Raw genomic sequence first — 21,488 nt, forward strand, 5'->3', positions numbered from 1 at the left:
GTTTCAAAAATATCTTACCTGCTGTTTCTATGTTCTTCGTAGTTGCCTCTAGGCGTTCATCATGCTATTTTTAGACAGATGATACTTTAAGGAGGAACATGAATGAAACGTATGACAAAAGGTTTAGCAGCAGTTATCTTGCTCGCTGTCCCGCTCGCGGCGTGTGGTGATTCTAGCACCGATCAGGCCGATACGACACGCTGGGATGAGATCAAAGAAGAAGGTACGCTCACGGTCGGTACGGCCGGGACACTCTATCCCGCCTCGTTCCGTGAAGAAGAAAGTGACGATTTGACGGGGTTTGACGTCGAGGTCATGAAAGAGATCGGAAAACGTCTCGACCTCGAGGTCCAGTTCAAAGAAATGGCGTTCGACAACATGTTGACGAGCGTCCAGAACGGACAAGTCGATGTCGTGGCGAACGACATCTCGGTGACGGAAGACCGGAAAGAGAAGTTCGCCTTCTCCGTACCGTATAAGCACACGTACGGGACGGCAATCGTCCGGAAGAGCGACCTTTCAGGCATCAAGTCGCTCGAAGACTTGAAAGGTAAAAAAGCAGCTGGTGAAGCGACGACCGTCTTCATGGACGTGGCGCGCCAGTATGGGGCTGAAGAAGTCATCTACGACAACGCGACGAACGATCAGTATCTTCGTGACGTGTCGACAGGTCGGACCGACGTCATCTTGAACGACTACTACCTCCAGACGCTCGCCCTCGCCTTCTTCCCGGAATTCGATATCACGATCCATCCGGATATCGCCTATAACCCGCAAGATGTCGCACTCTTGATGAATCAAGACAACGTCGACTTGCAAGAGAACATCGACCGCGTCCTTGAAGAGATGCTTGAGGATGGCACGGTGAAGGAGCTGTCCGAACAGTTCTATAACGGTGCTGACGTATCCGTCGAACCGGACGTCGACGCGACAATCGTCGAATTGGACTAAGGCGATATGTTCGAAGGTGTGAAGTGGGAAGCGATCTTTGACGCCGACCTCGCCATCCGCTCGTTCCCATACTTGCTAGGTGGGCTGCCGAACACGCTCTGGATCTCCTTCCTCAGCATGTTCTTCGGTTTAGTGTTAGGACTCGTGCTCGCGCTCGGGAAGCTGTCTCCGTCAAGGCTAGTGCGTTATCCGTCGACGTTTTACGTCTCGTTCATGCGCGGCGTCCCGATCTTGATTATCTTGTTCATTCTCTACTCGGGGTTCCCGTTCATCGGGATCGAGTTCGCGGCGTTGACGGCAGCGATCATCGGCTTCAGCTTGAACTCGGCCGCCTATATCGCGGAGATCATCCGCGCCTCGATCCGTGCCGTCGATCAGGGACAGATTGAAGCGGCCCGGTCGCTCGGCATGAACAAGTGGCTGACGTTGAAAGGGGTCACGTTGCCTCAAGCGACGCGGATCGCCCTGCCCCCGCTCTCGAACGTGTTCCTTGATCTGATCAAGGCGAGCTCGCTCGCCGCGATGATCACCGTCCCTGAGATCTTCAACAAGGCGAAGATCGTCGGCGGTCGTGAGTTCGACTATATGACCGTCTATTTGGTCGTCGCCCTGATCTACTGGGGCATCTGCACGTTCATGTCGTTCTTCCAGGACTGGCTCGAGCGGCATTTCGAACGCTATTTGGATACACCGAAACGATGACTGACTTGCCTAATACGGGCAGGTCAGTTTTTTTGTCGGGCGGTTATCGAGATAACGACATGGTATAGTCAACGTATTCGCTAATTCTACACAAAGGAGACACCCATATATGTTCTCAAACCTGTTATTCTTCTCGGCCCTCTTCATCACACTCACGTATATCTTGTTCGATGGTCCGGCATGGGTCAGTGCTTTAAATCCATACACGAGCATGATCGTCCTCTATTACTTGATAATCGAGTTCCCGAGCCGGAAGAAAGCGAGAATGTCTTCTTCAGATTGAACGTACTTGAATTACATATTCGCACTGGTTTTCTTTAGCGTTCCATCTCAGTCGGTGAGTGTGCTATGATTTTCTTAATTATCAGAAAACAGACGGGGGAATTTGATTATGGTGCAACAATGGACAACACATTTAAACGGTTTAGTGATCGGGCAATCGAAAGCGATCAAGCTGTCGACGATCGCCTTGCTTTCAGGGGGACATGTCTTACTCGAGGACCGGCCGGGGACGGGCAAGACGACGCTCGCACGGAGTCTCGCCTCCTCCGTATCGGCCGCGTTCCAGCGCGTGCAATGTACGCCGGACACGCTGCCGAGTGACATTTTAGGGATGGAACTGTTCAATCCGACGACAGGTGCGTTCGAACGTCGGACCGGACCGATCTTCACATCGATCTTACTCGTCGATGAGATCAACCGGACGACACCACGGACACAGTCGGCACTCTTAGAGGCGATGCAAGAGCGTCAAGTGACGCTCGGTGAGGTGTCGCTCCGTTTGCCGGACCCGTTCTTCGTCATCGCGACGCAGAACCCGTTCGACGGACAAGGGACGTTCCCGCTTCCGCAGGCACAGCTTGACCGGTTCTTATTCAAGCTCTCGCTCGCCCCGCTGTCACGGGAGTCAGAGCGCCGACTGCTCCGGAACGAGCATTTGAGCGCCGCTCCGTTCACGTTGAAACATGAAGAGCTCGCCGTGATGCAGCAAGCTGTCCGTGACGTGACGCTGCACGAGGCGATGGAAGACTATCTGCTCGACTTCGTCGAGGCGCTCCGGCACCACCGGGACATCGAGGTCGGGCCGAGCCCGCGGGCGACGCTCGCCTACACGATGGCGGCCCGGGCCCACGCCTACATGGACGGACGGGACTACGTCGCACCGGAAGACATCAGGGCGCTCGCCTTGCCGATTCTCGGGCACCGCATCGTCTTGACGGTCGAGGCATCGCTCAAGACGAAACCGTCGAAACTGATCAAATCTGTGTTAGAGACCATCGCGGTCCCATCCGAGGTGTGACATGCAACTCGTCAGCCCGCGCTATCTAGAATCCGGCTACATGTGGCTCTTGTTCGTCGTCGGGGTCTTCACGGCGCTTTACGGGAACGTGTTCCTCGCGAGCGCCTTGCTCGGCGTCAGCATCTACGCGCTCGTCATGCCCGAGCTGTTGTTCCGCCTGGCCGAACACGTCCGTGTCGAAGTGACGGACGAACTGAAACTGTTTCCGGGTGACGAAGAGTCGTACGTCATCCGCCTCATCTCGACTGCGAAAGTCCCGCTCGGTGTCGTCCGCTTGTCGGGTTATCTCCACCCGACCGTCGAAGTGGAAAACCACGCCTTCTGGCGCCAAGAGAATTATGTCGGCGGCGAGGCGGTCGTCTCTTACGACCTACCGCTCAAAGCCATCAAGCGAGGTCCGATCCGTGTCGAGGCGATCGGCATGGAGATCCGAGACCCGCTCCGCATGTTCTCGCTCTATAAAGAGGAACCGCTCGCAAGGATCGGGTACGTCTTCCCAGAGTTCCTGCCTTATCCGATCCCGAAACGCCCGCCGACGCTACCGGGCGAGGAGATGGTCCGTCATAGCGCCTATCGTGACCCGGAGACGTTCCAGTCGGTCGCCCCGTATCACGGTCAACCGATGCGTCAACTGTACTGGTCGGCTTACGCGAAGACGGGCGAACTGCTGGCCCGGACCGAACAGCCCGTCCAGGCGAACGAGTACGTCGTCGTCTTGGACCTGTTGACGAAAGACGGGCGCTCCCTCACCCATCAGATGGAACGCGTGATCTCGCAAGCCGCGGCGCTGTGCCGTGACTTCGAGAAAGAGAACGCGAGCTATGGGCTGATCGTCCCGACGCTGACGAAAGACGGGATCACGTACGACCTCGCACCTGGGAGCGGCGAGACCCATTTCCGCAAGGTCATGACGACGCTCGCTTGTCTGTCGGAACGAGACTTCCCGATGGCCCGGTCATTGTTCGAACGGAAAGTCGCCAAATACGGCGGCAGCCAATCGATTCTTCGGCTCGGAGGTGACGGCAAATGAACTGGCTCTGGTGGTTGTTCGCCGCATTTTATGTCGGTCACGTCTATCCGCTCGTCTTCCTGTTGACGCTCCGTCTGCCGCGGAACTGGCAGCTCGGCGTCCAGACTTTGCTCAGTATCGGTGCGCTCTGGTTCTCGTATGAGATGAGCATCACGTTGCTGTTGTTCACGTATGTGCACGCCTTCATCCGCACGCTCGATTGGACCGACCGTTACGCGATCGCGAGCGTGTTGTTCTTGATCACGGATTGGCTGTTCCCACCGGCCGAGCAACCGCTCCTCATGATCGTGTTCCCGTTCCTGTTTTTGTTTTGGCAACGGAGCCTGTATTACCGTCGCGACTATAAACGGATGTTGTCGACGCTCGTCGTCGGCCTAGCGGTCGGTCTCGGACTGGCTTTTGTCATCCGGACGGTCAAAGAGCTGTTGTTCGGCGACCTCGTCACTTGGATCCGGCCGTTCTTGCTTTGGATCGGCGGCTGGTTCGATGGGATCACGCTCGACCCGTCCGACCGGGTCAATCGATTCATGATACCGGACAACCCGAACCTCGATGCCGAGACGATCGCGAACGAGACGTTGCTCGAATCGGCGAAGAATCAGTCTTCCGCGCTAGTCATCTTCTTCATCGTCCTGCTCGTCGGCGGTGTCCTGTTGTTCTTCTATTTACAAAAGCGAAAAGACATCCAAGAAGTGCTGTCGGTCCCGAAAAAGGCCCATCAGACGGCACGGACGGAACGTCGCTTGACGCGGACGCCACGTGATGTCCGCTTGCTCGAGGCCGGACGTCGGCTCGAACAGGTGCACCCTCGCCATCGCGAGGAGACCGCGCACGAGTGGTTGGAACGGATCGACTTTACCGATGGAAGCTTGTTCGCAAGTTGGCTCGAGGCGGCCGAGTACGGTGAGAAAGAAGCGCCGACCACGGTCGTCGAGGCGTTTGAACGACACGTCAAACACGTGTTGAAAAAATAAAACCAGCCAAGATGTTCGGGATTGAACCCGGGCGTCTTGACTGGTTTTTTTATAGGATTGGACTCAACAGACGCGACACGCTCTCTTTGAAGCGAATCCATTTCGTCCGTGTCTCATAACGTTCGAGCGTCAACAGCTCAGCGCACGATTTGTCGCGGTCGAATGCGTCGATGACGGACCGGGCGACAGCCTCATCATAGACGAGGGCTGAAATCTCGAAGTTGAGGTGGAAGCTGCGGGCGTCGATGTTCGTCGTCCCGATCGAAGCGACCTCGCCGTCGATGACGAGCGTCTTCGCATGCAAGAAACCGCCTTCGTACGTATACACCTCGGCCCCGTACCGGACGAGTTCGGCCGCATTGGCGTATGTCGCCCAGTAGACAAACATGTGGTCCGGTTTGTTCGGGATCATCAGTTGAATCTTCGTCCCTGACATGAGGGCGATCCGGCAGGCGTCAAGGAAACTCGCGTCCGGGATGAAGTAAGGCGTCTGAATGTAGATCGTCTCTTTCGCTTCCCCGATCATCTTGACGAGCATGTTCTTTAAATGCTCCGTCGTCGAGTTCGGGCCGGAGGTGACGATCTGGACGGGTGACTTGAACGCCTCGAGTGTCTTGCTTGGCCAAATGAACTCTTCTTTCAACGCTTTTCGTTTCGTCGGTACGGAACGGTTCCAATCGAGCAAGAACCGTTCAAGCAGTTCTTGGACCGCTTCCCCGTTCATCCGCAGATGGACGTCACGCCAATAGCCGAAATGCTGGTTCGTCCCCATATACTCGTCGCCGACGTTGAAGCCGCCGATATAGCCGATGTCCCCGTCGATGACACACAGTTTGCGGTGATTGCGATTGTTGACGCGGAAGTTGATGCCGAGGCTCGACGGGAAGAACGACTTGACCTCGCCGCCGCTTTCAAGCAGCTCTTTGAAATGTTTACGTCTCAGCCCTCTCGAGCCGACGGCGTCATAGAGCAACCGGACCCGGACACCGGCTTGGGCCCGTTTGGTCAGCGCCGCAATCAACGCCTGGCCGAGCGAATCGTTCTGGATGATGTAGTATTGGATGTTGATTTCTTGTTTGGCCGCCTCGATATCGTCGAACAAGGCAGCGAACTTTTGTTTCCCGTCATGGATGACTTGGATGTCGTTATGATACGTGACGAGCGCGTTCGTCGACGACAGGTTCAGCCGGGCGAGACGCCGGTATTTTGCTAACAGCGGGTCTTGCTTGAAGATCAGCTGGTTCCCATCCAACTCATCGAGCTGTTGTTGAACGTGCAACGCATACTCACTACGCCGCTCTTCATCGACTTGATAGAAGTTGTTCGACTTGATCAAACGACCGAAGAAGATATAGATGAAGAAGCCGATGAGCGGCAAAAAGAAGAGGACGAGCAGCCAGGCCCATGTCGAGCCGATGTCGCGCCGTTCAAAGAAGATGATCGTGATGGCGAACGTCATGTTCAAGATGACGAGCAGGATGCCGAACACGCTGATGATGATTTCTGTCGTGAGCATCAGGTTCTCCCCCCTTTTACGATTTGGTACATACCCGGTTTTTCTGACCAGACAAGACCTGATATATCTAGTTTGCCTGATTTCGAAGGAGAAAGGTATACGAGCTTGCAGGTTTGAGTGAATAGAACGCAAAAAAACACCGCGCCTGCGGTGTTTTTGGGGTCGATCGATTAGTTTAAGACTTTGATTGTGATTGATTTACGACCGAAGTTGAGCGCTTGCTGTTGTGTCGGCATCAAGAGGTCAATTTTGTTCCCTTTGATTGCGCCGCCAGTGTCTCCAGCGATTGCTTCGCCGTAGCCTTCAACCCATACTTTAGAGCCGAGCGGGATGACTGAAGGGTCAACCGCGATGACTTTTTGGTTCGGGTTCGAACGAACGTCGATACCTGTTGCCGTGATACCAGAGCAACCTGCACAATATGGCGTGTACGCCGTTGCTTCAACTGTCATCGTCTTACCCGAAGCCGGAGCTTGAGTTTGCGTTGTAGACGTAGACTGTTTTGTCACCGGTGCAGACGTTGATGCTTTTGGTTTAGCTGTTGGTGCACTGTTCGCAACCGATGCTGCTTTGGCACCTTTCACAGCGAATTGTTGACCAGGGAAAATGAGATCTGATTTAAGACCGTTCCATGTCATCAATTGATTGACAGAGACACCGTTGTTTGTCGCAATCCGATACAACGTGTCGCCTGATTTAACTGTGTAAGTGTTTGAAGAAGCTGTCGCTTTTGCTTCCGACTTCGCGAGCTTCAACACTTGGTTAGGATAAATCATATTCGAGTTTAAGCTATTTGCTTGTTTGATGTCGTTCACAGATACACCGTTGTTCACGGCGATACGGTACAAAGTATCTCCAGACTGAACCGTGTGTGTTGATGCTGCCGAAGCTGGAGCAGCGACTCCTAAACTAAGGCCAGCGAGTGCCGTTAGTGTCAATAGTGGTTTTTTCATAAGAATATTCCTCCCTTTTCTAACGCTCCCTTACTGTAACACCTCTATATTTCACTGCCGTTACAGGCTGATATGAGAGTGATATCAGTTCAGTTACAGAAGCTTTCAGGGAGATGAGAGGAGTCTGAATTCTTACAATTTAGATAAAAATGGCTTTGTTGAGCCGTTTTCAGCTATACTGATAAGGTGAGAAAGGAGGTTTTAGTCTTTGGAACTATTACTGCTGTATTACATTGTGACTAATTTACTAGCGTTTATGTCATTTTTCCTCGATAAACGACGTGCAAAATCCGGGGCTTGGCGTATTTCGGAACAAACGTTGCTCATTCTCGTCTGGATCGGGGGAGCGTTTGGGGCTTATGTCGCGATGCGCCTCTTCCGTCACAAGACGTTGAAGCCGAAGTTTCGGATCGGGGTCCCGGTCGCGATTCTCGTTCACGCCGGGATCACGTCACTTTTCATCTTCTGAGTGGAGCTGGCTATCTTTTCTGCTCCATTATATAGAAGAAACGTGATAAGACGTCTCGTGACAATAGAGATATAAATGTCAGATTAATCATGAATTCATCTGGTTCAAGACTGTCAGCCCGGTGTAATCCCGAAACAAATGTTCAAATATTGAGGTGGGATGAAGATGTTGGAACAAAGTTCACTTCAGATCGTGGAATCGACAACAGGCGCGGTCATGACAGCTATGATCCACGTGACCGATCACTTCCACGCCTTTATAGTGAGGGCAGGTCGCGTCGACTTGATGGTCAACGGGGACCGTCATAGTCTTCGCACCGGGTCGGGCCTTTTGTTGGCGCCGGGGCAACTGTATCAAGTCGTTTCGTCCGAAGAAGCGACTCGGTTCGTCGACGTCCGTGTCGATCCATACGACTTATTCGCACCGTTGCTTGCCGAAAGGTTCGTCACGCCGTTCATGACGGGGGCGACGTTGCCCCTAAAACTCCTCACGCCGACCGAGCGCGCGGAGAAGGCCGTGTTAGATACGATCGACAAGGTATCCCGAAGTTTACATGGCGACTCATCGTTCGCCCTCTTAGATGCCACGCTCCAGATGGCGGTCGTCTGGCGTTACTGGATTCAACAGACAAACGAGCAAACGAGACTCGTCGGTCAAGACCGGATGAAGGCGATGCTCGCTTATATCCATGAACATGTGACGGAGCGCGTGACGCTCGAACAGATTGCCGAGGCCGGTGGCTTGAGCCGGGCGGAATGTTGCCGCTATTTCACGAAGTGGACGGCCACGAGCCCGCTCGCCTATGCGTGTGACGTCTGCATGGAAGCGGCGGCGCATCAGTTACAAGAGACGACGGAGTCGGTCGCCGCAATAGCGAGTCACTACGGCTACACGAGCGTCAGTCACTTCGTCCAGACGTTCAAGAAAGTACATAAGGTCACCCCGCTCGTCTACCGCAAGGGCAAGAAGACCAAGTGAAGAGGAAATGAAAACAGGAGTCTGGCCGCCGAGTTTCGATGGCTAGACTCCTTCTTTTTGCGTTCTCGATGGACGAGAGACGATGTCATTCCTCATGCACGACCGACACGATGACATTTCCAACTTTCTGGCCGGCGTCCACATAGCGGTGCGCTGCGACGATTTCCTCCATCGGATAGATCGAATCGATGACGGCCTTCAGGTCTCCGGCTTCAAACATCTGATTCAACAGGCTCAGATCTTCTTTCCGTTCGCTTGCTACTCCCTGTCCGGCAACCGAACTGAACCGGCCTTTTTCCCCGACATGTTTACGAGCCATCCGCTTATCGATTTTTCCTGCCGCGTCAAACACAGCGTCGTACGTTGTCAGTTCGCTGTCATAGCCCTCTTTTGTATAATCGATGACTACGTCTGCGCCAAGGCTTTTGACCAATTCGAAGTTTCGTTCCCGACAGACACCTGTCACGTGAGCACCGAAATGTTTGGCAATCTGTACCGCGATGGAGCCGACTGCCCCGGAAGCTCCGTAAATCAATACGGACTTCGCCTGTTCGATGTTCACTTTACGCAAAAAATGAAGGGCTGTCGTTCCACCGAACGGAAGACTGGCTGCTTCTGCAAAGCTTGCGTGTTTAGGCATGATCTCGACACATTTCGTCTCTTTGATACACGCATATTCGGCATAGCCGCCAAATCGCATCCCGGTCAGCGCATAGACACGATCTCCCACATTAAAGTGTTGCACACGTCGGCCCGTCTCGACCACTTCACCTGCTAGGACGACACCTAAGACAGGCTGTCTCGGCGCTTTGAAGCCGACGACGACCCGCATCGGCAACTTGCCTGCTGCCGGTACATCTAACGCACGAAGCCGGCGGTCCCCGGATTGAACGGCTGATGCGTGTACTTTAATCAGCAGTTCGGTTGCTTTCGGCACAGGCTTTTTAATTTCCTGAAGCTGTAACACTTCCGGCGGGCCATATGCGGTACAAATCACTGCTCTCATCGTGTACCTCCTCACAAGTCGCTTCTCTTTTAGCGGGCGGTCCAACCACCGTCTGCTTTCAAGACGTCCCCGTTGACGAAGCTTGAGTCACTTGAAGCGAGGAACAGCGCGGCGCTTGCGATTTGGTCCGGTTCGCCAATCGGTGCTTCTCCTGCCGCTTGAATGGCGCGCATCCCGAGATCGCTCGGCGCCGTGATCGTCGCCCCGATGTTCGTATTGACCCCGCCTGGTGCGATGGCGTTGGCCCGAATCTTACCGAACGTGCCATACGTCGCGGCAATGTTTTTCGTGAGACCGATGAGCGCGTGTTTTGATGCGACATACGCGGCCCCGCCTCGTGTCCAGAACAAGCCGCCGACCGAGGCGATATTGATGATGACCCCGCCCGACTCCTGTTTCTCCATCACGTTGATGGCGGCCCGGGCGATCTTCATAGGACCGGTCAAGTTGACCGCGATGACACGGTCCCACACGTCGTCGGTCACTTCACCGACCGTCATGAAGTTGTCCATGATGCCGGCGTTGTTCACCAAAATATCGAGTGAGCCGAACTGGCTCGTCGCCGTCGCGACCATGTTGTCGATGTCCGCTTGCTTCGTCACGTTCGCGGCGATACCGACCGCTTCCCCGCCGGACGACTTGATCTCACTTGCGACCGCCTCGACCGTATCCCCGTTCATATCGACGGCGACGATGCGAGCACCTTCCGCGGCGTATAGCTTGGCGATGGCCCGCCCCATTCCAGAACCGGCACCGGTCACGAGCGCTGTCTTGCCTGATAGTTTCACACGGCATTCCTCCTTGGCTAAGTAGAAGACGACACAGCAAAACGACAAGTGCGGACTGAACACGTGTCAGTAGTCTATACCCGAATTTTTAAGTGACCTGCATGCTGTTATGGAAGAATGTTCTTCTTTTCGTACGATATCTCCTTTACAATGAAAGGAATACATATATTGGGATTTGAGGAAGGATTGATGACTTGGGACGATATGATACTGAAGTGATCGGTAGCGGGTCTCCGCTGTTGTTCCTACCGGCTGGGGGATTCTCAGGAAACGAGGGACTGACGCTCGCCGACGACTTCGAGGTCCATCTGCTCGATCTGCCAGGGTTCGGTCGCAGCGAAGGACTCAAAGGGAGAGTCACTTCTTTGGAATTAGCGGATTGGGTGAACGGCTATATCGTGGAAGCAGGACTCGGCCTTGTCCATGTGAGCGGTCACTCGCTCGGGGGCGCGGTCGCACTCGCGTTTGCCGCCCATTACCCTGAAAAGCTGGAACGGCTCGTCTTGCTCGATGCCGGACATAAGCCGTTCCCGCGTGTCCCACTGCAAGAATATGGCGCGTTTGGACTCGTCGTACCGCTCTTGAACGTGATCTACCGCATACTTGGGCCGGCAGCCGTCCGGAAAATCGAGGCGAAATTCATAACGGACAAAGCGGCAGAACCGATTTCAGAGGAACAGTTCAAAGCGTTCTGCACGCAGACGGGTTTACCTGAGCGGGACGAAGTATGCCGGGCCTTGGACGCTCCTGCCAAACTAGGTCCCGGTGGAATGAACTTACTGTTCGGCTACTATAACTTGGACATGAGCCGACTCATGAGTATGCTCCGCGTACCGACGCTTCTCATCTACGCTGACTTTATCGGCGTGGACACGAAAGAAGCTGAATTGACGAAGTCTGCCGTTGCGAGTCTTCAGCAAGATCGACCTCCAGTCACCTATCAGTCCGTTCCCGGAGGTCACTTCGTTCATTGGAGTCCGGAGTTCCCGCTCGAGCGGGTGCGTCAGTTTTTATTATCAACACAAGGAGCGAGTTCTTATGAAGCGTAATCAACAGATTGTGCTCATCATCGTCGTTGTGTTGCTACTCTCTGCCGGGATTGTCTGGCAAGTGGAATCGACCGAGCAACCCGAATTATCAGCGACGGCCGAGCCCATCCTGGTCCATCAGGTCGCTGACCCTGAGATGACAATCCGTTTCTTCACAGAACGCTACTCAACGGACGAGCTGAGCGATGAACTGTTCATCGAAGGCATCGGCTTAGAGATTACCATCGACGACCGTGTCGAATCGGTCACGTCCCGCTCGCTGTCAGATGATGGTCTCACCTGGTCGGTCGACGGACGGACGTGCGGGGATGAGCCAGACTGTGTTCCGTTTGATATCTTATATGGGATGAATCATGGGACGACGACACGTGTCGTCGTCGAGTTGGACGGGGACCGCTTCGAGCCGGAATTAATGAAGACGAAAGCCGGGAATGACGTCTGGTTCGTCGTCGTCGACCAAATCGAATCGATTGACGCCATCACGGGTTATGACGCCTCGGGTGACGTCGTGTATCGCTATCCTCAATGAAAAAAGAGATTCGGGGAGTAGTCCCCAAATCTCTTAACGTTCACAGGCGATTCCGTCTCTATCACGGTCTTTCCCAATGTTTGCTTGGTAGAGTGCCGCGTTGACGAGCGGCTTATACTGCGTCTTGCCGCCTTTGTTTTTGATGGTCTTGTTTTTCGCGACACCACCCTTGTAGGTTTTGTTGAGCTCGGTACAGTTTTTAAACTTTTTGGCAGCGGCATCAGCCGGATTCGCAGGAGCGAGGCTCAGCGTAAACAAAGCGAGACAGGCCACAGTTGCACGAAGCAGTTTCTTCATTCTTATTTCCTCCAAATTAGCAGACGATACGTCTAGTAGTTTTCATCATTATACGGTTGATTACGAGAAATATACCTCTTTTGCAAATATGGTAAAGACAGAAAGGAACGTGTTTTATTATGGATTTGTTTATTTTAATGCAAGAGCGCGCGGTACCTCTGCTCGTGCTCACATTTTTCTTGGTACTGAATCTTGCATTCCTAATAGGGGTTTGGAAGAAACGGATCAACTTCTCAAAACTTTTTTTGCTGTTCGCCAGCTCACTCGCTGTGGTTCTCATGATTTCATCCGTCATGCTCATCACATTTACGTTATTCGTCGGCTATAATCAGTGACTTTTGCAAATTCCTATTGCCGCAACATCTGTAGAAGGAATAAACCCACCTCTTTTTTTTGAAAGAGGTGGGTTTATTCATGGAAAATTATTTTGTCGCTTCGTATTCCAACGCTTCCCCGTTCGTCTCGATGACGTGCTTATACCAATCGAACGAGTCTTTCTTCATCCGCTCCATCGAGCCATTGCCTTCATTGTCACGGTCGACGTAAATCATGCCATACCGCTTCTTCATCTCGCCCGTCGTGAACGAGACGATGTCGATGATGCCCCACGGCGTGTAGCCGATCAAGTCGACGCCGTCATAAACGACCGCTTGTTTCAGCTGCTCGATGTGGGCCTTCAAGTAATCGATGCGGGCCGCGTCGTGAATCTTTCCGTCGATGATCTCATCGACGGCGCCAAAACCGTTCTCGACGATAAAGAGCGGGATCTGATAGCGGTCGTACAACCGGTTCAGCACGTAGCGAAGACCGACCGGATCGATCGCCCAACCCCAGTCGCTCGACTTGATATATGGGTTCTCGACACCGTTCGGCAGACCGCCGTTGACGATGTCGCCGCTGTTGTCGGCGACGACGTCGCTCTTCACGGTCGTCGACATGTAGTAGCTGAAACCGAGGTAGTCGACAGTCCCGTTCTTCAAGATGTCGTCGTCCCCGTCCAGGAACGGGATGTTGTAGCTCTCACGCTCGAACTCGTTCAAAGCGTAGCTCGGATAGAACCCGCGTACTTGCACGTCCGGGAAGAAGTAGCGCTGGCGCATCATCTCCTCGGCGAGCATGACGTCGTCCGGGTTCGACGAATACGGATAGATCGGTACGTGCGATACCATCGCCCCGATCTCGAAGTCCGGATTGATCACTTTCCCTTTCGCGACAGCGAGCGCGCTCGCGATCAACTCATGGTGACCCGTCTGATACATGACCTCACGGGCGTTCTCGCCCTCCTCGACGATGACGCCTGAGTTCGTCCAGAGGAAGAGCGGGTTGTTGACGTCCATCTTGTTATTGATCTCGTTGAACGTCATCCAATATTTGACCTTGTCTTTGTAACGGTCGAAACACACCTCGGCGAAGCGGACGAAATGGTCGACGACGGCCCGGTTACGGAACCCGCCGTACTCACGGGCGAGGTGGAGCGGCATCTCGAAGTGTGACAACGTGATGATCGGCTCGATGCCGTGCTTCAACAGCTCATCGAACAAGTCATCGTAAAACTTGAGCCCGGCCTCGTTCGGTTCGGCGTCGTCACCGTTCGGGAAGATGCGGCTCCAGCCGATCGACGTCCGGAGACACTTCAAACCCATCTCGGCAAACAAGGCGACGTCCTCTTTATAGCGGTGGTAGAAATCGATCGCCTCATGGTTCGGATAAAACTCGTCCGGCTCGACCTTGTCCGTGATTCGACGCGCGACGCCGTGGGCGCCGGCCGTCAAGACGTCAACGACGCTCGGTCCTTTGCCGTCGGCGTCCCAGCCGCCTTCAAATTGATGGGCGGCGAGGGCGCCACCCCATAGAAAATCTTTCGGTAATGTCTTCATGTTTATTCCTCCTTATTGATGAACAATCGTGAGCATCGGTGTCGTCGTGTCAGTCTCATCGCTCGGTTGAACGAGCACATCAGCGTAAGTCGAGCTGTTCGTCACGATGACTGGTGTGATACTTGATAAGTTATGGGCGGCAATCATGTCGCGATCGAACGTCATCAATACATCGCCCGCTTTGAAGCTGTCCCCATCTTTGACGTGGACAGTGAACGGTTTCCCGTCAAGTGTCACGGTGTCGAGCCCGACGTGAATCAAGAGCTCGATCCCTGAGTTCGAGCGCAGTCCAATCGCATGTTTTGTCGGTGCGACCATGACGACCGTCCCATCTAATGGCGCCACAATGTTATTCCCGTTTGGTTCGACGGCGTAACCTTTCCCCATTGCCCCAGAGCCGAACACGTCGTCCGGGACATCACTCAAGGCGATGACTCGGCCTGAGAGCGGTGCAGAGATCGTTTCTTCTTGGACGACCGTCGCGCTCGCTTCCGCTGTCGCTGGCGTCGCCAATTCTTCATTTGCCTGTTTGGCAGTGTCTTCCCCGAAACCGAAGATTTGAATCAAGACGACCGGGAGGATGATGGCAATCGCCGTCCCGATCAACAGTCCCCAAATCGATGTCGGCACGTCTTCACTGATTCCGTTCACAAGAGTGAGTGGACCCGGGAGTCCGGCGTAGGCGAAGTAATATGGGTTGAAGAAGCTGGCGACGATGGCACCAATCGCTCCCGAGATACATCCGAAGATGAACGGTTTCTTAAAGCGGAGTGTCACCCCGTAGATAGCAGGCTCGGTAATCCCGAACAGCCCAGTGATCCCAGCCGAGACACCGACTTTTTTGATTTCCTGACTCTTCGCTTTCAAAATGACACCGAGAACGGCACCGACTTGGGCGATGACGGCGATCGTCTGATACGCTTGGAACGAGTCACGGCCGTATAAGTCGAAGTTTGCGAGCACCATCGGCGTCACGCCCCAATGGACCCCGAAGATGACGACGACTTGCCAGAGCCCCCCGATGATGGCGCCGGCGAGCAACGGCGCGTTTTCAGCTAAGAAGTTATAGCCGTTGGCGATCCCGACCGCACCCATCGTCGTGATTGGTCCGATGACGAGGATCGTGAGCGGCACCATGAGCACCAAACTGAAGAACGGCACAAATAGAGGACGAATGACCTCATTCATATGCCGGTTCAAGAACCGCTCGACGTAAGACAAGATCCAGACGAGGAAGAGCGGTGGCAAGACCGATGACGTGTACGTCGTACCGGACAAGGCAATCCCAAGGAAGCTGATCGTCTCCCCTGACGTGATGCGTGCCGCCATCTCGGCCCATGTCGGACTGACCAAGGCCGCACTTGCCGCGACGGAAATGAACGTGTTCGTCTTGAAGTGTTTTGATGCCGTGATGGCGATAAAGATCGGTAAGAACGTGAACGGTGCCCATGAGATGAAGCTGAACACTTCGTACGTCCCCGTCTCGGCGAAACCTTCAAATACCAATGTCGTTAAAATGAGTACCCCTTGCAAAATCCCAGCTGCCGCTAAAATATAGATGAACGGCGCGAACACCGCGGACATCGTCGCGATGATCCGGTTGAGTATCGTTCCTTTTTGGTCCGCCTCCGTTTCAGTGCCTTCGATTTTTACGAGCTGCGTGAACTCCTCGAACACTTCTCCGACGTGCTGTCCGATGACGACTTGGAACTGTCCACCCGTCTCGACGACCGTGATGACACCTGGCATCGCCATAACTTTCTCTTTCGCCTGCGGGTTTGACCGCTTCAAGACGAGACGAAGCCGTGTCGCACACCGGGCTGCGTTGATGATGTTGTCTTCCCCGCCGACAGCCTCCAAGATGTCCTTGGCGAGTTTTGAATAATCCCGAACTTTACTCAAGTGAATACCCTCCTTTTTTTCATAACGCTTACATTTTGTCCACCCTTACTATAATTGTACAGGTACAATTAATCAATAGCGATACAATAAAAAAGTTCGTGAACGTTTAGCAAACATGTGTGTGGTATAATGAAGGCAACATTTTCAAGTAGATGAGGGATGAACGTGCTAAAATACCAACAGATTGCAGCAGAGATCGAACAGTACATCAATCAACATGATTTGAAACAAGGCGATAAACTTCCCGTGCTCGAACAGTTGATGAGCCAATATGCCGTCAGTAAGAGCACGGTGACGAAAGCGCTCGAACTGCTCGAACGGCGTGGGGTGGTCTTCCAACTTCGCGGGAGCGGCATCTTCGTCCGGCGTCATAACCGCCCGGGCTACATGAGCCTGTTCTCGACGCAAGGGTTCAAGAGCAATCTCGGCGACCGCGTCTTGACGTCGGACGTGCTCGACGTCTCGGTCACAAAACCTGACGAGACAGTTGCGCAGAACCTCGGGATCGACGTGACGGACGACGTCTATCACGTCGAACGGGTCCGCTTCGTCGATGGCGAGGTGCTCTGTCACGAGGAGTCGTATTACGTGAAGCAAATCGTCCCGTATTTGAACCGGGAGATCGTTGCCGACTCGATCTTCGATTATGTCCAGAGCGCGCTCGGCGTCACGATCGGCTTCTCCGACATGTACATGCAGGTCGGTCGGTTGAACGCGACGGAAGCCGGATACCTCGGCTTGCAGGCGGACGACCCGACGCTTCGGATCGAGACGATTTTTCATCTCACGAACGGGAAGCCGTTCGACTACTCCCGTATCACCTATCATTACGAGCACTCGCAGTTCGTCGTTCAGGCGAACGGACCTTATATGTGAAAACACCGCTCCTACGCGAATTTGCGTGGAGCGGTGTTTGTGTGGGGTTCAGATGAGCGGTTTACGTTTCAAATCCAGTAACGTATCATCCGTTTTGTAAAGCAATTAGTTGAATCGTTCTGAACCATGCGCTTCGATGAACGCTTCTTCGGATGGGAAGATTGGAATAAACCATACCGGTAACACGGTCTGTTCGTCTCCTTCATAGACGAGAAACGATTCATCAAAATAAAACGGTGTCGTCACATAAATCGAGGAGAATTTCAATCGTTTGAAGACGTTCGGGGGGAGTTCAAAATACTCACCGAGTTTGAAAGCGTGATGTGTCTCGAGTGCATGCGTCGTTAATTGCCACAACAACTCAAGCACATCTTCATACGAACGTTTTTGCTTAAAACTCAACTGTAACTCTTGATGTGTATGAGTCCCGTCCTCGTTTTGTAGCGTATGCCAATGAAGGCCTAGCGTCGAAATCGTGAACGTATCGGTTATAGGGCTATCATCGAACTGCAAGAACTGCACGGCCTGCTCTAACAAATCCTCTGTTTCGAATTGATTCGTGAATTCTCCACAATGGGATTCGAGGTGCTCTAAATAATTCAATGGTTGCTCCTACTTTCTTTTAAGTGGTAGTGATGCGCATTCGACTCTATTGAGTCAAATAGTTATACGCATCAGAATCGACTGCGCATATTTTTCGAATATAGTTTAAACGATCAGATTCGCTAGGGAAAGTTTGAGGCGTGAGTATGATGTCACACGAGGCCTGGGCCACGTGATGCAGTAGCTGTTCGACGACTTTAAACACCTCTGCCAAGTGCTCTGGACTTAATCGAACGTTCGGAGTGACGAGATAACTGGCATGAATCACATTTTCCTTTGACTCAAATTCAGAAGCTTCATGTTCAGAAAACCACGGATAATCGGTGAGCTCACTCCGCCTTCTCTCATCTTTAATCAAGAGGAATGCATCACTCTCGTCAAGTCGTATTCGCCAAACCTCACTATCGACTGATTTGAATTCTCTAAGTGTATTCAAAGTTCATCCCCTTTGTATGGATTGGTTTTGAGAGAATTAACAATAACAACTTTTGTTTTATTCTAGATGCATGCCAATGTCTAAAAGCTTCTCTTCTAAATGTCTGAGATTTATATTTGTATGAATCCCCATCAGATAGTCAAACCCAACAAAAACTTTGAGCGATTGTTCTTTCTTATTTGAAGGATACGGTTCTAAGTGTAAATAAAGCTCTTCTCTCAACAATAACCGAATCACACAATCGACTCTCCACCCCGTCAAAATCGTTCCTTTTTTCACAGCTTTGTACAAAGCTGTCGTTTTTAAATCATATAGGTTCTTTGGAAAATTAGGTGGATTATATTCGTGAACTGAGAGAACTCCTCTCTTCTCAATATAAGTAACCTTGAGCGCGGTCACCTTGCAATAATTCATAATCATTTTCACCGATTTCACATATGCGTCTTCAATTCTCATGTATTCCTCGAAATTAAGTATATCGCCATCAAACGACTTTCCAACATCGGATATTGATGTCCACTCATTTTTTTCGTAGCCACCGAACTCATCTCGGTATTCTGGATTGTATTTGCTTAATCTATATCGATACATCACTTCACCTGATTTCTGTATGCTTTCTTACTTTAAGTGCCAAATAAGATCAGCGAGGCATACCCTTATGGTTTGATACGTTGTGTAGTTTTCAAAACAGTCTCTTATTCTTCAGATTGAACAAACTCTCCGCCAAACGTCCATCCATTTTGTTTCAACATTTTTTCAAATTGTTCATTGAACCGGTTGATATCAATATTCTTGTTTTTTTTCTTACAGAAGACATTACCATCAATTAAAATTAACGGCGATTGAGAGTTTTCTGTTTCCCATATGGGTTTCCACATCACATTTTTTTGATATTCCTTCGTACTATACTCGTTGACGTAACATTCATCGGATACGCCAAATCGAATCACATTTCGCTGCGCCGTTCGCAATGAAATGCCATTAGCTCCTCCCCATGAATCAGGACTCGCACTATCATCTTCCCAAAAACATTTTGGACAAATCGAAAACGTCCCTGGTGGTTCTTCATCCATCGTCTTATAACCACAACAGGTGCATGTATACAGCTCCATTTATGTAACTCCAATCCGTTATTTTCACTGACTTTTCAAGGGTCTATATGCATGAAATATGATTTCAAAACCGCTTAATCGAACCGTTCACATGATCGAGAAAATAATACACATCGTCCGCATCATGAGCCAGTACGAAGTTTCCAAAGAGGTTAGGATGAAATTCTCCGATGAATATCTCGAATGTCTGTACAGGTGTAGTTGAGGAAAACGACTTCCAAAACCCTTTTGCTTTCGGAATCTCTAGTTGAGGTAACAACCTGTCTTCAATCAACTTCTCCCACTCTGCGTCATGTAGCGTCAATCGATAGACCGTCTCGCTTAGAGCAATTGTACCACCGAAACAGAACGTCAATTCAATCGGGTACGCACCACGTGTCACGTGACGAAAAAACGTCTCGTAATCCGCTGTATCGATCGATTTAACGGATTCAATATTCGTCCCTTGGAGTGTCAGACCCTCACGGTAATAGCTTACCAACCAATCCGTTTCATTTGAGAACGTGACGACGTCTTCACGCTGGTCGTCACAGGAAAGTATCAGCCATGGGGCGATTTCCTCGCGATTGCGAATGGTCGCGGATGTGACAGACTCCTCTTCTAAGCGTTCAAACGAGAAACGATGTCTCTTCGGCAACAGTACCTTTGTTTTCCGCTCCACGCGTAACGTGAACTCTGCGTCGGCGAGATGTCGGTAAATTAGGCGATTTGCTTCTCCCTCTTTGAATGCATGGCTCGGTAAAATCAGCATCTCTTTCTGATGATAGAGGATTCGACAAAGTTTCAAGTCCGGCTCGTTCGCATAATCCGTAAAATAAGTCGCGAGCATGTATGCCTCCTCAGGCAAACGTCGCTCTAACTCCGTCCATCCGTATAGCTCCACGATGTCCGGTAACCCGTTTTCATCGGTGATAGCGTCCCAAAATGCGTTCCAGTTCATCCCATAATGCGAAGGGAAATGGAACCGTTCTTTTAACAAATTATGCAACTCGGTTTCCGTCGCGATGTCCGAGACGTCTAGCGTCACACGAGTGATTCGGTCTCTCTGTTTACACACCTCAATCGGATGCATCCAGACATACACCGTCTCAACGACCCCAGATGATGCGGCATCGACATAGACGTCTCGCGTGAACGGATGCAAGATGAGGTAACGTAGTATCGTTACATCGGTAAAACCCTTATCGATCTGTATGTCATCCGAATGAAATGAAAAGATGTCAGCATCTTGTCGACGAATCGAGCGATACACCTCATCAAGCCTTTGATCATAGACTTGGTCGAATTCATAACGGTCGATTTTCCATAACGTCCCATCGTTCGAACGTGATAATCTTTCCGTCTTTTGTTCAAATTTATCCGTGTCCACTGCGTGTCGACGCACAAATAAAGCCGTGGTCGCGTCAACTTCACGTAACCACGGACGTTTCACATTCATCTTTTCCATCGCCTCCGGTAAAAAAGATAACCGAGCGGGAGTCCCGTCAACAACGCGAGTCCAATCATCCGAAAAGATTTCGGCTCTATCGTCTGAACGTCACCTGAACCAACAGTAAGGGCATCCTCCACAGAACCTTGATCGTTTGAATGTGTTTCGACCAAGAGTTTCTGATACATTTCGAGCGTGATCGTGTCTCCGCTGATGAACCGTTTCGCATCGGTCGTCATGGCGGTCAACGTCTCCCCGTTTAAGTCAAACCAGGCATTCTCTTGAGCAGAATGGACGAGTGAGCCGGACACATCAGCTAAGGCAATGGCCAACTCGTCGCCATACCCGAACGTGGAGAAGGCGAAAATGCCCGGTTCTTGCTCCCACGTACCGATGACGTTTCTCGGCTCCCCATCTTGTAGGACAGCTGATACGTACTCCTTGCTCGAGACGAACGTACACATTTCGTCCAACGAATAACAGGATTGCGCGGCAATCAATACTTCATGGAGCGGACCGAACGAGACGGTGCGACTTTCCGTCAAGTGATAGTTACTCGGGTCGTCTCCTTCGATATGGTCGAGGACGATTGACTCGAAATGTTCTTCAGCGAAACGCTCCGCGGATCGTTCTGTCGGCGCCGCAGCTGCCGACGTAGCACCGAGCGTGAAGACCCCGGCTAAAGCGAATGTTGTGATCAGGCGGAACATG

22 protein-coding genes and 1 pseudogene are annotated in these 21,488 nt (G+C 52.0%); 11 read left to right on the forward strand and 12 right to left on the reverse strand.

Features of this window, described 5'->3' with window-relative positions; translation table 11 throughout:
• Window positions 1-102: 102 nt before the first annotated feature.
• The 6 genes from EVJ23_RS11250 (at window position 103) to EVJ23_RS11270 (ending at window position 4,957) form a co-directional block, all read left to right on the forward strand.
• On the forward strand, window positions 103-951 hold the full coding sequence (locus EVJ23_RS11250) for a transporter substrate-binding domain-containing protein (protein WP_131457699.1): 849 nt from the start codon (window positions 103-105) through the stop codon (window positions 949-951).
• 6 nt (window positions 952-957) lie between these two features.
• On the forward strand, window positions 958-1,653 hold the full coding sequence (locus EVJ23_RS11255; protein WP_016508715.1) for an amino acid ABC transporter permease: 696 nt from the start codon (window positions 958-960) through the stop codon (window positions 1,651-1,653).
• 109 nt (window positions 1,654-1,762) lie between these two features.
• Complete coding sequence (locus EVJ23_RS15235; RefSeq protein WP_161567026.1) at window positions 1,763-1,936, forward strand: hypothetical protein; 174 nt, start codon at window positions 1,763-1,765, stop codon at window positions 1,934-1,936.
• A gap of 108 nt (window positions 1,937-2,044) precedes the next feature.
• The gene (locus tag EVJ23_RS11260; RefSeq protein WP_070327249.1) at window positions 2,045-2,953 is read left to right on the forward strand and encodes an AAA family ATPase; all 909 of its coding nucleotides are present in this window, start codon (window positions 2,045-2,047) and stop codon (window positions 2,951-2,953) included.
• Between the two features lies 1 nt (window position 2,954).
• The gene (locus EVJ23_RS11265) at window positions 2,955-3,983 is read left to right on the forward strand and encodes a DUF58 domain-containing protein (protein WP_131440713.1); all 1,029 of its coding nucleotides are present in this window, start codon (window positions 2,955-2,957) and stop codon (window positions 3,981-3,983) included.
• Window positions 3,980-4,957, forward strand: a complete 978-nt coding sequence (locus EVJ23_RS11270) for a hypothetical protein (RefSeq protein ID WP_131464992.1) — start codon at window positions 3,980-3,982, stop codon at window positions 4,955-4,957. The genes EVJ23_RS11265 and EVJ23_RS11270 overlap by 4 nt, the downstream gene beginning before the upstream one ends.
• Before the next feature lie 49 nt (window positions 4,958-5,006).
• Here EVJ23_RS11270 and cls read toward each other — a convergent pair whose 3' ends face one another.
• Together cls and EVJ23_RS11280 are read right to left on the reverse strand one after the other, a co-directional pair.
• Window positions 5,007-6,473, reverse strand: coding sequence for a cardiolipin synthase (gene cls / locus EVJ23_RS11275; RefSeq protein WP_131440709.1), 1,467 nt, complete (start codon window positions 6,471-6,473; stop codon window positions 5,007-5,009).
• A 170-nt stretch (window positions 6,474-6,643) separates the two neighbouring features.
• Window positions 6,644-7,426, reverse strand: coding sequence for a LysM peptidoglycan-binding and 3D domain-containing protein (locus EVJ23_RS11280; protein ID WP_131464994.1), 783 nt, complete (start codon window positions 7,424-7,426; stop codon window positions 6,644-6,646).
• Between the two features lie 208 nt (window positions 7,427-7,634).
• Here EVJ23_RS11280 and EVJ23_RS11285 point away from each other — a divergent pair, with 208 nt between their 5' ends.
• The gene (locus tag EVJ23_RS11285; protein WP_071397523.1) at window positions 7,635-7,895 is read left to right on the forward strand and encodes a DUF1294 domain-containing protein; all 261 of its coding nucleotides are present in this window, start codon (window positions 7,635-7,637) and stop codon (window positions 7,893-7,895) included.
• Between the two features lie 165 nt (window positions 7,896-8,060).
• Complete coding sequence (locus EVJ23_RS11290; protein WP_161567027.1) at window positions 8,061-8,873, forward strand: helix-turn-helix domain-containing protein; 813 nt, start codon at window positions 8,061-8,063, stop codon at window positions 8,871-8,873.
• An 85-nt stretch (window positions 8,874-8,958) separates the two neighbouring features.
• On the opposite strand, the gene EVJ23_RS11295 is transcribed toward EVJ23_RS11290, so the two are convergent.
• Window positions 8,959-9,879 carry an NAD(P)-dependent alcohol dehydrogenase gene (locus EVJ23_RS11295; RefSeq protein ID WP_131464998.1) on the reverse strand — a complete coding sequence of 307 codons (921 nt, stop codon included), beginning with the start codon at window positions 9,877-9,879 and terminating at the stop codon, window positions 8,959-8,961.
• Window positions 9,880-9,908: 29 nt separating this feature from the next.
• Window positions 9,909-10,667: a glucose 1-dehydrogenase gene (locus EVJ23_RS11300; RefSeq protein WP_131465000.1), complete on the reverse strand. Its 759-nt coding sequence runs from the start codon at window positions 10,665-10,667 to the stop codon at window positions 9,909-9,911.
• Between the two features lie 194 nt (window positions 10,668-10,861).
• Between EVJ23_RS11300 and EVJ23_RS11305 the strand changes: the two genes are divergently transcribed.
• Together EVJ23_RS11305 and EVJ23_RS11310 are read left to right on the forward strand one after the other, a co-directional pair.
• Window positions 10,862-11,716: an alpha/beta fold hydrolase gene (locus EVJ23_RS11305; RefSeq protein WP_161567028.1), complete on the forward strand. Its 855-nt coding sequence runs from the start codon at window positions 10,862-10,864 to the stop codon at window positions 11,714-11,716.
• Window positions 11,706-12,245: a hypothetical protein gene (locus tag EVJ23_RS11310; RefSeq protein WP_071397518.1), complete on the forward strand. Its 540-nt coding sequence runs from the start codon at window positions 11,706-11,708 to the stop codon at window positions 12,243-12,245. Before EVJ23_RS11305 ends, EVJ23_RS11310 begins: the two co-directional genes overlap by 11 nt.
• Window positions 12,246-12,278: 33 nt before the next feature.
• On the opposite strand, the gene EVJ23_RS11315 is transcribed toward EVJ23_RS11310, so the two are convergent.
• The 3 genes from EVJ23_RS11315 to EVJ23_RS11325 all read right to left on the reverse strand — a co-directional run bounded on the left by EVJ23_RS11315 (window position 12,279) and on the right by EVJ23_RS11325 (window position 16,321).
• Window positions 12,279-12,542, reverse strand: coding sequence for an excalibur calcium-binding domain-containing protein (locus tag EVJ23_RS11315; RefSeq protein ID WP_016508727.1), 264 nt, complete (start codon window positions 12,540-12,542; stop codon window positions 12,279-12,281).
• 422 nt (window positions 12,543-12,964) lie between these two features.
• Window positions 12,965-14,419 (reverse strand): 6-phospho-beta-glucosidase BglA, encoded by a 1,455-nt coding sequence (bglA, locus tag EVJ23_RS11320; RefSeq protein ID WP_131465004.1) that lies wholly within the window; start codon window positions 14,417-14,419, stop codon window positions 12,965-12,967.
• A 12-nt stretch (window positions 14,420-14,431) separates the two neighbouring features.
• Window positions 14,432-16,321: a beta-glucoside-specific PTS transporter subunit IIABC gene (locus EVJ23_RS11325; protein ID WP_131465006.1), complete on the reverse strand. Its 1,890-nt coding sequence runs from the start codon at window positions 16,319-16,321 to the stop codon at window positions 14,432-14,434.
• Window positions 16,322-16,486: 165 nt separating this feature from the next.
• Between EVJ23_RS11325 and EVJ23_RS11330 the strand changes: the two genes are divergently transcribed.
• Entirely contained in the window at window positions 16,487-17,197 is a 711-nt protein-coding gene (locus tag EVJ23_RS11330; RefSeq protein WP_070327925.1) for a GntR family transcriptional regulator, read from the forward strand.
• Window positions 17,198-17,302: 105 nt separating this feature from the next.
• On the opposite strand, the gene EVJ23_RS11335 is transcribed toward EVJ23_RS11330, so the two are convergent.
• From EVJ23_RS11335 to EVJ23_RS11355, 5 genes and pseudogenes are all read right to left on the reverse strand, one after another.
• Window positions 17,303-17,800, reverse strand: coding sequence for a suppressor of fused domain protein (locus tag EVJ23_RS11335; protein WP_131465010.1), 498 nt, complete (start codon window positions 17,798-17,800; stop codon window positions 17,303-17,305).
• 493 nt (window positions 17,801-18,293) lie between these two features.
• Window positions 18,294-18,692 (reverse strand): hypothetical protein, encoded by a 399-nt coding sequence (locus tag EVJ23_RS11340; RefSeq protein WP_161568394.1) that lies wholly within the window; start codon window positions 18,690-18,692, stop codon window positions 18,294-18,296.
• 407 nt (window positions 18,693-19,099) lie between these two features.
• Window positions 19,100-19,348: pseudogene (locus tag EVJ23_RS15345) on the reverse strand (CPCC family cysteine-rich protein); the annotation flags it as partial.
• A gap of 64 nt (window positions 19,349-19,412) precedes the next feature.
• Window positions 19,413-20,795 carry a barstar family protein gene (locus EVJ23_RS11350; RefSeq protein WP_084812887.1) on the reverse strand — a complete coding sequence of 461 codons (1,383 nt, stop codon included), beginning with the start codon at window positions 20,793-20,795 and terminating at the stop codon, window positions 19,413-19,415.
• Window positions 20,783-21,487 (reverse strand): hypothetical protein, encoded by a 705-nt coding sequence (locus EVJ23_RS11355; protein WP_131465012.1) that lies wholly within the window; start codon window positions 21,485-21,487, stop codon window positions 20,783-20,785. Before EVJ23_RS11355 ends, EVJ23_RS11350 begins: the two co-directional genes overlap by 13 nt.
• Window position 21,488 lies beyond the last annotated feature (1 nt).

Source organism: Exiguobacterium sp. SH1S1 (genome assembly GCF_004337245.1).
GTDB classification, from domain to species: Bacteria; Bacillota; Bacilli; order Exiguobacteriales; family Exiguobacteriaceae; genus Exiguobacterium; species Exiguobacterium aurantiacum_A.

Coding starts and splice junctions, on each gene's coding strand:
- EVJ23_RS11250 (WP_131457699.1), top strand. CDS start 103: ATGAAACGTATGACAAAAGGTTTAGCAGCAGTTATCTTGCTCGCTGTC.
- EVJ23_RS11255 (WP_016508715.1), top strand. CDS start 958: ATGTTCGAAGGTGTGAAGTGGGAAGCGATCTTTGACGCCGACCTCGCC.
- EVJ23_RS15235 (WP_161567026.1), top strand. CDS start 1,763: ATGTTCTCAAACCTGTTATTCTTCTCGGCCCTCTTCATCACACTCACG.
- EVJ23_RS11260 (WP_070327249.1), top strand. CDS start 2,045: ATGGTGCAACAATGGACAACACATTTAAACGGTTTAGTGATCGGGCAA.
- EVJ23_RS11265 (WP_131440713.1), top strand. CDS start 2,955: ATGCAACTCGTCAGCCCGCGCTATCTAGAATCCGGCTACATGTGGCTC.
- EVJ23_RS11270 (WP_131464992.1), top strand. CDS start 3,980: ATGAACTGGCTCTGGTGGTTGTTCGCCGCATTTTATGTCGGTCACGTC.
- cls (WP_131440709.1), bottom strand. CDS start 6,473: ATGCTCACGACAGAAATCATCATCAGCGTGTTCGGCATCCTGCTCGTC.
- EVJ23_RS11280 (WP_131464994.1), bottom strand. CDS start 7,426: ATGAAAAAACCACTATTGACACTAACGGCACTCGCTGGCCTTAGTTTA.
- EVJ23_RS11290 (WP_161567027.1), top strand. CDS start 8,061: ATGTTGGAACAAAGTTCACTTCAGATCGTGGAATCGACAACAGGCGCG.
- EVJ23_RS11295 (WP_131464998.1), bottom strand. CDS start 9,879: ATGAGAGCAGTGATTTGTACCGCATATGGCCCGCCGGAAGTGTTACAG.
- EVJ23_RS11310 (WP_071397518.1), top strand. CDS start 11,706: ATGAAGCGTAATCAACAGATTGTGCTCATCATCGTCGTTGTGTTGCTA.
- EVJ23_RS11315 (WP_016508727.1), bottom strand. CDS start 12,542: ATGAAGAAACTGCTTCGTGCAACTGTGGCCTGTCTCGCTTTGTTTACG.
- bglA (WP_131465004.1), bottom strand. CDS start 14,419: ATGAAGACATTACCGAAAGATTTTCTATGGGGTGGCGCCCTCGCCGCC.
- EVJ23_RS11340 (WP_161568394.1), bottom strand. CDS start 18,692: ATGAGAATTGAAGACGCATATGTGAAATCGGTGAAAATGATTATGAAT.
- EVJ23_RS11350 (WP_084812887.1), bottom strand. CDS start 20,795: ATGGAAAAGATGAATGTGAAACGTCCGTGGTTACGTGAAGTTGACGCG.
- EVJ23_RS11355 (WP_131465012.1), bottom strand. CDS start 21,487: ATGTTCCGCCTGATCACAACATTCGCTTTAGCCGGGGTCTTCACGCTC.